Genomic DNA, 12,337 nt, shown 5'->3' with positions numbered 1-12,337 from the left:
TGAACGGGTAGAGGGCCGGGCAGCGCTGCTGCGGTCGGCCCGCCCGGATGAAAGGGGCTGCCCGTGTTCCGACTGCTGTTCCTCGTGTATCTCGTTGTCGAGATCGCCGCTGTGTGGGCGGTGACGGCGTGGATCGGCTTCGGCTGGGCGATCCTGCTGGTGATGGCGGGCACGGCGGCGGGGGTGATCGCCCTCGGCGTCAAGACCCGTCGGTGGGCCGAGTCCGTCTCGCAGGCGCGCACCGCCCAGGGCCGTCCCCGTGCCACGGGGAACCGGGGGCCGATGCAGGCAATGGCCGACGGTTCCCTGTCCGCCACGGGCGTCGGCCTGTTGATGGTCCCCGGTCTGGTGACCAGCGTGGCGGGGTTGCTACTGCTCTTCCCTCCGACCCGCAGGTTGCTCAGCCCCGTCGTCGTGGCGCTGGGTCTGCGGCGATTCCCCGTGATCGGCGTCGTCGCCGCGCGGACCGCCCGCTCAGGCGGCGCGGCGGGTGCGGACGGCGACGTGATCGGCGGCGAGGTGGTCGACGGCGAGGTGGTCGACGGCGAGGTGGTCGACAACGGGGCCGACGGCCAAGTATTCGACCACGGCTCCGGCGCGTCGGGCTACGAGACCGTCTTCCCTCCGGTTCTACCGCCCTCGTCCGGCGGCCGGGCCCGGTAGCAGGCCGAGCACCCCGGGGCCGCCTGCCGGAGCCGCCGCGGCGCACACCGCCCCGGAAGGGCACACTGGTGGGCTGTGAGCACCACACTGTTGATCGGCGGACGCATCCACAGCCCCTCCCATCCGTATGCGACAGCGATGGCCGTCGTCGACGGCACGGTGGCCTGGCTCGGCGATGACGACCCGGCGCGCACCCTGCACCCCCACGCGGAGGTGATCGACCTGCGGGGGGCGTTCGTGGCGCCCGCCTTCGTCGACCCACACGTGCACGTCACCGATACCGGCCTCGCGTTGACCGGTCTGGATCTCTCCGGAGCGACGAGCCTCGCCGATTGCCTCGACGTCCTCGGCGCCTACGCGCGCCGGCACCCGGAGTCGCGGATCATCTGGGGCCACGGCTGGGACGATTCCGTCTGGCCGGAGCGCCGCGCGCCGTCGACGGACGACCTCGAGCACGCCGCCCCCGGCCGCGACGTCTACCTGTCCCGGATCGACGAGCACTCCGCCGTCGCGTCACGGGGGTTGCTCGCGTCCGCGGGTTCGGACGTGCCCGCAGAGGGCGCCCCGGCGCGGCCGCTGCACGGCGACGCGCACCACGCGGTGCGCGCCCGCGCCCGGTTGCTGCTCGACCCGGCGCAACTCGACCGCGCCCGCCGTGCCGCGCTCGGCAGTGCCGCAGCCCACGGCATCGTCGCCGTGCACGAGTGCGGCGGGCCGGACATCGCCGGGGCCGACGACTTCCGCGCCGTCCTGGCGCTCGGCGCGGACGAGGGCTCCGTGGCGGTCCGCGGCTACTGGGGCGAGGCCGCCTCCACCGCGGATCAGGCCCGAAGCCTGCTCGCCGAGCACGGCGCCCACGCGCTGGGCGGAGACCTGTTCCTCGACGGTGCGCTGGGCTCCCGCACCGCTCTGCTGCACGAGCCGTACGCCGACCATGCCGGCCGCGGCGCCGCGCACCTCGACGGCGCGGCCGCCGCGGCGCACCTGCGCGCCTGCACCGAGGCCGGCATCCAGGCCGGTTTCCACGCGATCGGCGACGCGGCCGTCCACACCGCCACCGCAGCCTTCGCGGCCGCGGCCGCGGAGCTCGGTGGGCCCGCGGTCGCCGGGCGCGCCCACCGCATCGAGCACGCCGAACTCGTGAGCCGCGCGGAGGCCGCCCTCCTGGGCCGGCTCGGCGCGGTGGCATCGGTGCAGCCCTCGTTCGATGCCCTGTGGGGCGGCCCCGACGGCATGTATGCCGAACGCCTCGGCGCGGCGCGGGCCGCGCAGACCAACCCGTTCGCCGTCCTCGCCGCAGAGGGCGTCACCCTGGCCATCGGTTCGGACTCGCCGGTGACCGCGATGGACCCGTGGGCGGCCGTGCGCGCGGCCGTGAATCACAGTGTCGGCGATCATGCGCTGTCTCCGCGCGCCGCCTTCACCGCGGCCACCCGCGGCGCCTGGCGGGGCGCCGGGCTCCGGGACGGCATGGCGGGCACGCTGCAGCCCGGGGCCGACGCCTCCTACGCGATCTGGGAGACCGGGGACCTCGTGGTGGCCGCGTCCTCCAGGTCGATCGCACGCTGGTCCACGGATCCGCGCTCGCGGGTGCCCGCGCTGCCGGACATGTCCGCCGGTGCCCCCGCGCCCCGCTGCCTCGCGACCGTCCGCTCGGGGCGGACCATCTACGAGGCAGCCTGACGGATGTCGGCACCCCCGCGCCTACGGCATCTCGTTCTCGCCTGGTCCAGGGCCCTGCCCCGCCAGGTTCTCGCGGCCGGCGGGGGACTGCTGGTCTTCGCGTCCTACCCGCCGCGCACGGCGTGGTACCTCGCCCCGATAGGCATAGCGCTGGCCGTGATCGCGATCGCGTGGCCGCGACGCTCCCCGCTCCGCGACGCCGGCGGCCGGCCCTCGCTGTGGGGCGGCTTCGGCTACGGCTTCCTCACCGGGGCGGGTTTCCTCCTTCCGCTACTGCCCTGGGTGGGTCTCTACGTGGGCCCCGTGCCCTGGCTGGCCCTCGTCGCCGCCGAGTCGCTTTTCATCGGCGTGTTCGGCCTCGCCGTCGCGGTGCTGCACCGGTGGCCGGCGACGCCACTGTGGCTGCGGCCGTTCGCCGTGGCCGCGTGCTGGTCGGGCACCGAATGGCTGCGGTCGTCGGTGCCGTTCGGGGGATTCCCGTGGGGACGGCTCGCGTTCGGGCAGCCCGACGGCATCCTGCTGCCGCTGGCCTCGCTGGGCGGTGCGCCGTTGCTCAGCTTCGCCGTGGCACTCGTCGGCGCCGGCGTCGCGGCCGCCGTCCTCATCGCGGCGGGCATCGCGGCGGACCGCAGGGAGCGGACGGGCGAGGACCGGGCGCGCCCGGGGCGCACGACCCGGGTCGTCGCCGCCGCGGGCGCACTGACGGCCGTCGCCCTGCCGCTGATCGCCGGGGCCGCGCGCGCGCCGTTCCTCCCCGGCATGGACTCCGGCGACCGGCAGCTCACGGTCGCCGCGGTGCAGGGCAACGTGCCGCGGCTGGGGCTCGGTTTCAACGCGCAACGCCGGGCCGTGTTGGACATGCACGTGCGGCGCACTCTGCAGCTGGCGGACGACGTGGACTCCGGCCGGGAGCCGCGGCCTGACGTCGTCCTGTGGCCGGAGAACTCCTCCGACATCGACCCGCTGCGCAATCCGGATGCCGCGCGGGAGATCTCCTACACCGCCGACCGGATCGGCGCACCGATCCTCGTCGGCGCGGTGCTGAACAACGGGGACGGCACCACCACCAACTCGGTGATCGTCTGGAACCCGGATACCGGCCCCGCGGACCGGCACGACAAGGCCATCCTCCAGCCGTTCGGCGAGTACATGCCCTTCCGCGACTTCTTCCGGCACTTCTCGTCGTACGTGGATCAGGCCGGGCACTTCGTCCCCGGCCACGGCGACGGCGTCGTCACCGCCGACGGCGTGCCCATCGCCGTGGCCACGTGCTATGAGATCGCCTTCGACCGCGCCTACACCACGGCCGTGCGCGCGGGCGGACAGTTCCTTGCGGCCCCCACCAACAACGCCACGTTCAGTCCCAGCGAGATGACCTACCAGCAGCTGGCGATGACCCGGGTGCGCGCAGCCGAGCACGGCAGAGCGGCTGTCGTGGCGGCGACGACGGGAGTCAGCGCTATCATCGCGCCTGACGGCACGGTCACCCAACGGACCGGTGTGGACGTTCCCGCCGCTCTGGTCGCCTCCATCCCGTTGCGCACCGACCTTACCCCCGCGACCGTCGCCGGTCCGTGGCCCGAGTACGTCCTGACCGGGCTCGGCGCCTTCGCGGTGGCCGCATCCGCCGGCGCGGGCCTTCGACGACGGTTCGCACGCTGAGTTCAACGCAGCAGAATCCGTCGGAATCGGCGCCGCCCACACCGAACGGCGTCTACGCTGCGGGAAAGGAGCCGCTCGGCGCGGCCCGCACAGGGACGCGCACGCGCAGGCCCGATTCTCAAGGGGAGGACCGGATATGTCGTTGAAGCACCACGGCTCGGAGCGCGGCAGGATCTCCGTGTACAACAGGCTGGACAAGGCGGTGCTGGAGGTCTCCGGCGCCGCGGTGACGCTCACCCCCGAGGATGCACGCGAGGTCGCGGGGCTTCTGGGACAGGCCGCGGACCGCGCCGAGCAGACGCCGCCGGACGAGTCCTTACAGCACCGGCTCTGATGGCGGCCGCGACACCGCGGCGTGGGACGCGACATGCAGGCCGCGCCCCACCGCACTCTCAGATCTCGTCACGGTAGCCGTAGAACTCGTGGTCCTCGTTGTATCCGCCCAGCCCCGCGCCGTACTGGCGGAAGTCGTGGACGAACTCGATCTCTTTGATCCACTTGACCTGCTTGAAGCCGAGCTGATTCTCGACCCGCAGGCGTAGCGGCGCGCCGTGCACGACCGGCAGAGGTTCGTTGTTCATCTCGTAGGCGAGCAGGCTCTGCGGGTGCTTGAGGTCGACCATCGAGTGCGAATCGTAGTACTGACCGCCTTCGCCGCCTTCGCCGAACGAGCGGAAGATCGCCCAGCGGGCCTCCGAGGTGGGCCGGACCAGGTCGATGAGCGCGCTGAAGGGCAGCCCGGACCACTTGCCGATCGCCGACCAGCCCTGGATGCAGTTGTGCATCGTGATCTGGTCGCGGTGGGCGAGCGCCTTGATGTCGTCGAGCGAGAGTTCCACCGGATTGTCCACCAGCCCGGTCACCGTCAGCCGGTAGTCCTCGAAGCCGCCACCGTGCAGGTCGTGCCATTCTTCGGATACCGGCACAAGGCCGTTGGGCCAGAAGAACGGGCTGATGTCCTCTTCGGTGTATTCGGCCTTGGGCGCGTACTTGTCGAACAGCAGGTCCATCACCTTGCCGACGGTGGCGTTGGAGATGCGCTGGAGCACCCGTGTGTGAGTCCACGAGAAGCGGACCGCCCACACGTTGAACAGGATCACGAAGAGTATCGCCAGCCCCCACAGGGCGATGCCGTTGAGGTTGAACCCGTCGGCGGGGGCGACGTCGAGCGTGATCGCGTTGAGGTTTTCCGCGAATCCGGTGGCGGCCACCATGAGCATGTGCACGCCGTAGAACACGACGAACACGACCATCACCAGAAAGTGCAGCGAGCGGGCGATCTGCCTGTTGCCGAAGATCTTCTGGTACCAGGTGAAGTGGTTGTCCATCGCCGGCGACATCGCGATGCCGGTGAGGATCGCCAGCGGAGCCACGATGAACACGATCGCGAAGTAGCTGAGCTGCTGGAGCGCGTCGTAGGTGTAATAGCCGCCGAGCTCGTGCGGCAGGCTCAGCGACGAGTACTGCACGAGGCAGGACACCGCGTTCGGGAAGATCGACCATTCCGTGGGCACCAGCTTGCGCCAGTGCCCGGACGCGAAGGTGAGGATGATGAAGACTATCCCGTTGAGCACGAACAGGATGTCGAAGAGGAAATGCCAGTGACGAGCCACGCCGATCGTGTGCCGCCCGCCGGGCATCCCCACCATCGGGCTCAACGTGATCGCGTCGTCCTTGGCCGTCCACACGCGGTTCTTCGGCATCGCACCGCGGAAACGCAGCCATTCTTTGTCCGGCGTGCAGTGGATCTTGAGGTACAGCCGTGGATGATCGGCGAGGATCTGCCAACCGGCCCGTACCACCATGACCATGATGAAGAAGTTCAACGCGTGGGTGGCGATGCTCCACGCCGGGATGCCGAACCGGCGCCCCTCGGACTGCAGCTCCGCCATCGACGGCTCGCAGGGGTGGGCCGAGGTGAACCCGCCGGCGCCGCCGACTGCGCCGATGCCCATGAGCACCTTGGCGACGATCACCACTGCGATACCGCCGATCAGCACCGCCGGCAGCGCCCACCACACCGAGACGAAACGCCGACCGATCCGCACGTGGATGCGGGTGAGGGACATACGCGGATGCACGCCCTCCTCGCGCAACAGGGCCACATTGTGGAACTCGTCCTCGAGCTCCGCAGAGTCCTTCCCTCCGCCAGGAGCGCCGCCGCCGGCGCTGTTGCCTCTGCCCTCACGGCCTTGTGTCATGTCCCCGCCTACCGGTCCGTGCAGTGATGGGTCGTCTCACAGGTTGCCGTCGGAGCACGCTTCGGCGGCTTCGGCGGGCCTCCCCGCCGAAGCCGCCGGAGTGGCGGTCGGCGGGCGCGGCTCAGACCGCCAACGGGACTTCTTCGGTGTACACCGGCGCTCGGCGGGATGGGTCGGGGAGCTGCGCGGACGTGAGAACGAACGAATCCGCGCTGGCGCACTCCCAGTCCTCCATCCACGACAGGGGCGGGTCCTCCAGCAGCTGCCCTGGCCGCAGCCACTCGAACAGCTCCGCATAGGTGCGCTGATCGTTGAAGTTCACCGTGCGCATGAGCATCGACGGATGCAGATCGTCGAAGCTCGTCAGCCCCATCGAGGCGACCACCTGCTTGGCGTTGTCGACCACGTTGCGCTGCAGGTTGTAGACGCGGGTGGTCTTGTCCGGCACGTCGAGCGCCCGGAACCGCTTGGGGTCCTGCGTGGTGACGCCCACGGGGCAGGTGTTCGTGTGGCACTTCTGCGCCTGGATGCAGCCGACGGCGAACATCATCGCCCGCGCGGCGAGCGTGAAATCGGCGCCCTGGATGACCCGCTTGACGATGTCGATGCCGTTGGCCACCTTCCCGGAGGCCCCGACCCGGATCTGGTCACGCAACCCGGTACCCACCAGGGCGTTGTGCACCGTCATCAGGCCATTGGTGAGCGGCATGCCCACGTGGTCTTCGAACTCGAGCGGCGCGGCGCCGGTACCGCCTTCGGACCCGTCGACGATGATGAAATCGGGTGCGATGCCGGTCGCACGGATCGCCTTGCAGATGCCGAGGAACTCGCTGCGCGATCCGACGCACAGCTTGAAGCCGATCGGCTTGCCGCCGGACAACTCGCGCAGCCTGCCGATGAACTGGCACAGTTCGGTCGGCGTGTGGAAGGCGTTGTGCGACGGAGGGGAGACTACGGTCTTGCCCACGAGAACGCCACGGGTATCGGCGATCTCCTGCGTGACCTTCGGCCCCGGCAGCACGCCCCCGAGCCCGGGCTTCGCTCCCTGCGACAGCTTGATCGAGATGCACTTGATCTGCGAATGCTGCGACTTCTCGCGGAAGACGTCCGGGTCGAAATGCCCGTCCTTGGTGCGAGTGCCGAAGTAGGCGGTGCCGAGCTCCCAGATGAGGTCGCCCCCCGGCTTGAGGTGGTACGGGCTCAACCCGCCCTCGCCGGTGTCGTGAGCGAAGCCGCCTTTCGCCGCACCGCCGTTGAGGGCCATGATCGCATTGGCGGACAACGCGCCGAAGCTCATCGCGGAGACGTTGTAGAGCGCCATGTCATAGGGCTGTGTGCAATCAGGGCCGCCGATGCGCACGCGCGGCGTCTCCGAGGGAGCCGGCTGCGCGGTGATCGAGTGACGGACGAACTCGTAGCCGATCTCGTTCACGTTGCGTTCGGTACCGAAGGGCTCGACATCCTTGATGTCCTTGGCCCGCTGGTAGATCGTGGACCGGGTGTCTCTGTCGTACGGGGTTCCGTCGGTGTTGCGCTCGATGAAGTACTGCTGAATTTCCGGGCGGATGGATTCGAGCAGGAACCTCGCGTGCCCCAGGACCGGGTAGTTGCGCAACACGCTATGGCGGGCCTGCAGCAGGTCCCACGCGCCCACCAGCGCGAGCAGCACGAACGGCACCGTGAGGAACAGCCACCACAGTGAAACCAGGAACACCAGAATGAACGATAGACCGCCTATCACCCACAGCGCTACGACCGCCAACCATCGAAACATTGTCTACTCCTATTCCGTGAAATATGTATCCGTCATCGCCTCTGCACCCTGGGTACACCACACGCGATAGCGGTGCAGGTCGCGGAATCACAGCAGCGGTGGAACTTTGGCCTCGATAGGCACTTCCAGCACGGTGGGGCCGGGCCTGTCGAGTGCCCGAGCGACGGCCGCGCGCACCTCCTCGGCGGTATCTGCACGTTCACCCGTGCAGCCGTAGCCCTGTGCGAGCGCTACGACGTCCAGCCCCGGAATGTCGAGGCCGGGGACACCGGGGGAGTCCTCGAGGTCCGCGAAAGACTTGAGGATGGCGTACTCGCCGTTGCGCGGGATCACGTAGATGATGGGAAGCTGCTCCTGCGCCGCGGAGTGGAGGCCCTGCACCGCGTACTGCATTGAACCGTCGCCGATAATCGCGATGACGGGGCGGTTCCGGCCCGAATCCCGTTCCGCAAGCGCCAGCCCTACCGCGGCGGGCAGGTTCCACCCCAAGCTCCCCGAGGCGAAAGTGTAGAAGGAATCGGGCTTGACGATGGGCCATGCTGCGTGGAAATCTCCCAGGTTCGACGGCGATTCCTCGACCACCACCGTGTCCTCGGGCATCGCGTCGTATAGCGTGACGAACAACTCGTCGGCGCCCATGCGGGAATCCTCGCGGACGGATACGCCCCCACCGTGCGGCGCCATGCGGTGCGGCTGCTTGACCACCGTCCGGTGCGGGCGGCCCGGGATCAGTTCCGTGAGCGCTTCCGTCGCCAGCACCGCATCGCTGACGAGGCTGTCGCCGACGGGGGCCCGCGCCGCCTGCGCCGGGTCCTCGGTGACGTGCAGCAGCCGGAGCCCGTCCGGCAGGTAATCGCCCGCCACGTAGGGGTAATAGCGGAACACCGGCGCCCCGATGACGATGGCGACGTCGTGGCCGGCGAGCTTCTTCGACAGCGGGCCGATCGCGAACGGCAGCCCCCCGACGTACAGCGGATGGTCCTCGGGGAACGGCGGGCGCTCCGAGGCCGGCGCCGCGTAGACGTGCACGCCGAGCTTCTCCGCAAGAGCGATCGCCTGGTCCCAGCCATCGCCCCTCGCGATCGAAGCGCCGAAGATCAATGCCGGGTCCTTCGCGTCCGAGAGCGCCCGTGCGAACTCGGCGATGCGCACAGGATCCGGCCCCACGCGGGTGGCGACCGTGCGGGCGATCGGATTCGATCCGGCGGCAGGCTGATCCCAGTCGTCCAGGGGGATCGACAGGAACACCGGCCCCGCCGGTGGTTGCAGTGCGGCGGCGTATGCACGCATGAACGCGGCCGGGACGTCCGCGGCGCGCACCGGCTCGTAGCTCCACTTGACCCAGGGCCTCGGCAGTTCTTCCGGCCGGACGTTCATCAGCCAGGGCTCCATGAGCAGCATTGCGCGGGTCTGGTTGCCCGCCGTGATGATCAACGGCGTCTGGTTCATCGACGCGGTCATGATGTTGCTCATCGCGTTCGCCACGCCGGCGGCCGTGTGGACGTTGACCAGCGCTGGCCGGCGCGTCGCCTGTGCGTAGCCGTCGGCGATCCCCACCGCCGATGCCTCCTGCAGCGCCTGAATGTAACGGAAGTCCGCAGGATAGTTTTTGAGGAAGGTCTCCTCCGTTGAACCCGGATTCCCGAAGATGGTCGTCAAGTTCAGTTCTCGCATCAGCTGAAACGTGACGTCACGGATGGTCTGGCCCATGTTCCGATCCTCCCCTGGAATGTGATCGTCGTCCCGATCTGGCACGACCGTATCCAGCGGGTCGGATTTGCGCAGCAAATTTTGCAACTCACCGGATATCCCCAAGCCCGTAGTCGGATCCGGGTGCCATGGCGCACCGTCCCGTTCGGCGTTTAGCCGCCGTCCGGGCGGGCAATCCCGTCGCAGTACCGCCCACGACGTGCGGCCGGGTGCACACGCCGGAATGCCATCTGTCCAAGAAGCGAGGCGCGATGATCGAGATCGGCTACAAGCTGATGGCGGAAACTTTTGCGCCGCCGGAGATCGTGCGCGAGGCTCAGGCGGCCGCGACGAAGGCGTCTCTCTCGGAAGGCCGCTTCACCCTGGGCATAGGAGCGGGGGAGAACCTCAACGAGCACGTAGTGGGAGCAGGCTGGCCCTCGGTATCGGTGCGGCACGAGATGGTGCGCGAGTCGGTGGAGATCATCCGGCCACCAACGCCGACTGACCGCCCGGCATGTCCGTCCCGCAGATGCAATCGAAGGCCTACACCAGAAGGGATGCACCGATGACAGCACTGCACGATGCTATGCAACGGATCGAGAGTCTCGCCGCGCTCGATCGATTCGTCAGACCCGTATCCGATGCCGTGCACCGCGCGGTGCAACCGACGACGGTGCGAAACGCGCTCAGCGGCACCTGGCTGGGGCATCCCGTCCATCCGATGCTGGTCGCGATGCCCATCGGCGCATGGGGCATGTCAATGCTGTTCGACATAGTCGGGGGCAAGCAGGGCAACCGGGCGGCCAGCACCCTCATCGCCGCCGGACTGGTGGCGGCCGCGCCCACCGCGGCGACAGGGCTCAATGACTGGGCGGACACCAAGATTCCGGAGTCGCGCGTCGGCGCCGTGCACGCCGCCGCCAATTCGAGCGCGTCGATATTGTTCGTCTCGTCGCTCGCCATGCGCTTACGGGGCCGGACCGTACTGGGCAAGGCCCTGTCTTGGACGGGGCTCGCCCTGGTCGGCGGCGGCGGATATCTCGGCGGGCATCTCACTTACGCACGGGCGATGAACGTGAATCACACGGCGTGGCTGGACATCCCGTCCGAGTGGACACGTGTGGCGGAAGAAGCCCGGTTGCCGGATGACGGAATGGTGACGGCCGACTGCGACGGTCAGGCGATCCTTCTGTCACGGGCCCGCGGCGGCCGGGTCAGCGCGATCGCCGCCACCTGCAGCCACATGGGTGGGCCGCTGGGGGAAGGGGAGAGCACGGCCGGATGCATCACCTGCCCGTGGCATGGGAGCGTGTTCCACCTCGACGACGGCACCGTGGTGCGCGGCCCTGCGAGCTCCCCGCAGCCGGCATTCGACGCCCGGATCGTCGACGGCGCAGTCGAGATCCGGTCTTTGCGGTGAGGAGCTGCGCATCCGCCACCGACGCACCTGACACCGCCGCACACGGGTAGTGGACACAGGAAGGACAACAAGACGATGGAACGCGGAAGCGACAAGCACGGAGCACGAGCCGATGACGAACTCCAGCAGGAGGTGGAGCCGATGATCAGGTCGTCGCGACCGGCGCATGCCGAGGAGTGGCGACAGCCCGAACCGCCCGCGGATGACGATCCCGATGTGCGTCCGTTCCACCCGGGCAACAGTGACGACGACGCGCAGTAATGCGACGCGGATATCGTTGCCCCGCAAGGAATCCCGCTTGCATCGGTCCGTCACGGGCGCGGCCGGGCTGCGCATCCGGCCGCGCCCGCGTCCGTCTCAGCGGAGCCCGGAGGTAGGAGCCCGTCGACCGGTGGACAGTCGTTCCAGTCCTGCACCCCGCGCGTCTCGTCCGGGACGCGGCGCCGGGACGAACGGGGCCGCCGCTTCGATCACGGCTATCTCCTCGCTGTAATGCCCGCGATCGTCCGCTCCCACCGGAAGCAGCCCCATCCGGTCGAGGTGGCCGGTGCGCAGCGACATGATCGGGCCGAAGGGGATCCGTCGTCGTGCCACGACTCGCGCCTCGGCGCGCTGCCGTCCCAGCAGCCGGATGGTCTTGTCGATATCCGCATATTCGGACTGCACGATCAGCAGACGCCCCCTCTCAGTGAGCAACGAGGGAAGTCGTGTGCACAGCGGATCGAGAAGCGCGCGCCCCTCCGCACCGGCATTCCACGCCCGCTCCGCTCCGCAGGTACGGGCGGACGGCGGAGTGGGCACGTACGGCGGGTTGCAGACGATCACGTCGAAACAGCCTTCGGGTCGGAAATCGGTGACGTCGGCCCGGTGGACGGCGACACACCGGAATCCGCGGATCCGCGCATTCCATCGTGCGGTCCAGACGGCCCGGCGGCAGAGGTCGACGGCCGTGACATTCCGGGATCCTGCAGCGACCGCCGCCAATGCCACGGCGCCGCTGCCGGTGCACACATCGAGAACCCTGGTGCCGGGCTCAATCGGAAGTCGGCCGAGAGCTTCGATCAGCAGACCCGTGTCGGCTTGCGGCCGGTATACGCCCGGAATCCGCATCGTCCTCGGTATCGCTGCCGCGCCGATCTCCCTGCCGCCCATCCGGTGCTCCGATCGTGTGTCCGTCAGTCGGTGCCCGGTTCGGCGTTGTCCCGGGCACGCGCGATCAGGGGTTACCACCGCCGCTGCCGG

General features: G+C 69.3%; 10 protein-coding genes and 1 pseudogene. 7 read left to right on the top strand and 4 right to left on the bottom strand.

The window, feature by feature from the left end:
• The first annotated feature begins 63 nt into the window (after window positions 1-63).
• The 4 genes from JJ683_RS04810 to JJ683_RS04795 all read left to right on the top strand — a co-directional run bounded on the left by JJ683_RS04810 (window position 64) and on the right by JJ683_RS04795 (window position 4,342).
• Window positions 64-663, top strand: a complete 600-nt coding sequence (locus JJ683_RS04810) for an FxsA family protein (RefSeq protein WP_200171728.1) — start codon at window positions 64-66, stop codon at window positions 661-663.
• A gap of 75 nt (window positions 664-738) precedes the next feature.
• On the top strand, window positions 739-2,346 hold the full coding sequence (locus JJ683_RS04805) for an amidohydrolase (protein WP_307810682.1): 1,608 nt from the start codon (window positions 739-741) through the stop codon (window positions 2,344-2,346).
• Window positions 2,347-2,349: 3 nt separating this feature from the next.
• The gene (gene lnt / locus JJ683_RS04800) at window positions 2,350-4,008 is read left to right on the top strand and encodes an apolipoprotein N-acyltransferase (protein ID WP_200171726.1); all 1,659 of its coding nucleotides are present in this window, start codon (window positions 2,350-2,352) and stop codon (window positions 4,006-4,008) included.
• A gap of 136 nt (window positions 4,009-4,144) precedes the next feature.
• The gene (locus tag JJ683_RS04795) at window positions 4,145-4,342 is read left to right on the top strand and encodes a hypothetical protein (protein ID WP_200171724.1); all 198 of its coding nucleotides are present in this window, start codon (window positions 4,145-4,147) and stop codon (window positions 4,340-4,342) included.
• Between the two features lie 58 nt (window positions 4,343-4,400).
• Here the strand turns inward: JJ683_RS04795 and JJ683_RS04790 are convergent, their stop codons facing one another.
• The 3 genes from JJ683_RS04790 to mdlC form a co-directional block, all read right to left on the bottom strand.
• The gene (locus JJ683_RS04790) at window positions 4,401-6,209 is read right to left on the bottom strand and encodes a molybdopterin-dependent oxidoreductase (protein WP_200171722.1); all 1,809 of its coding nucleotides are present in this window, start codon (window positions 6,207-6,209) and stop codon (window positions 4,401-4,403) included.
• 121 nt (window positions 6,210-6,330) lie between these two features.
• On the bottom strand, window positions 6,331-7,983 hold the full coding sequence (locus JJ683_RS04785) for an FMN-binding glutamate synthase family protein (RefSeq protein WP_200171720.1): 1,653 nt from the start codon (window positions 7,981-7,983) through the stop codon (window positions 6,331-6,333).
• A gap of 87 nt (window positions 7,984-8,070) precedes the next feature.
• Window positions 8,071-9,693 (bottom strand): benzoylformate decarboxylase, encoded by a 1,623-nt coding sequence (gene mdlC / locus JJ683_RS04780; RefSeq protein ID WP_200171718.1) that lies wholly within the window; start codon window positions 9,691-9,693, stop codon window positions 8,071-8,073.
• A gap of 314 nt (window positions 9,694-10,007) precedes the next feature.
• Here mdlC and JJ683_RS04775 point away from each other — a divergent pair.
• The 3 genes and pseudogenes from JJ683_RS04775 to JJ683_RS04765 all read left to right on the top strand — a co-directional run.
• A pseudogene (locus JJ683_RS04775) lies at window positions 10,008-10,163 on the top strand (LLM class flavin-dependent oxidoreductase); the annotation flags it as partial.
• Between the two features lie 77 nt (window positions 10,164-10,240).
• A complete protein-coding gene (locus tag JJ683_RS04770) occupies window positions 10,241-11,095 on the top strand; it encodes a Rieske (2Fe-2S) protein (protein WP_200171716.1) in 855 nt (284 codons plus the stop codon).
• A 75-nt stretch (window positions 11,096-11,170) separates the two neighbouring features.
• Window positions 11,171-11,356, top strand: coding sequence for a hypothetical protein (locus tag JJ683_RS04765; protein WP_200171714.1), 186 nt, complete (start codon window positions 11,171-11,173; stop codon window positions 11,354-11,356).
• Between the two features lie 96 nt (window positions 11,357-11,452).
• Here JJ683_RS04765 and JJ683_RS04760 read toward each other — a convergent pair whose 3' ends face one another.
• Window positions 11,453-12,247 carry a HemK2/MTQ2 family protein methyltransferase gene (locus JJ683_RS04760; protein WP_200171711.1) on the bottom strand — a complete coding sequence of 265 codons (795 nt, stop codon included), beginning with the start codon at window positions 12,245-12,247 and terminating at the stop codon, window positions 11,453-11,455.
• Window positions 12,248-12,337 lie beyond the last annotated feature (90 nt).

This window comes from Tomitella cavernea, assembly GCF_016599145.1.
GTDB lineage: Bacteria > Actinomycetota > Actinomycetes > Mycobacteriales > Mycobacteriaceae > Tomitella > Tomitella cavernae.
Note: the sequence above shows the minus strand (reverse complement) of the source record. Positions and strands in the feature narration are given on the sequence as shown.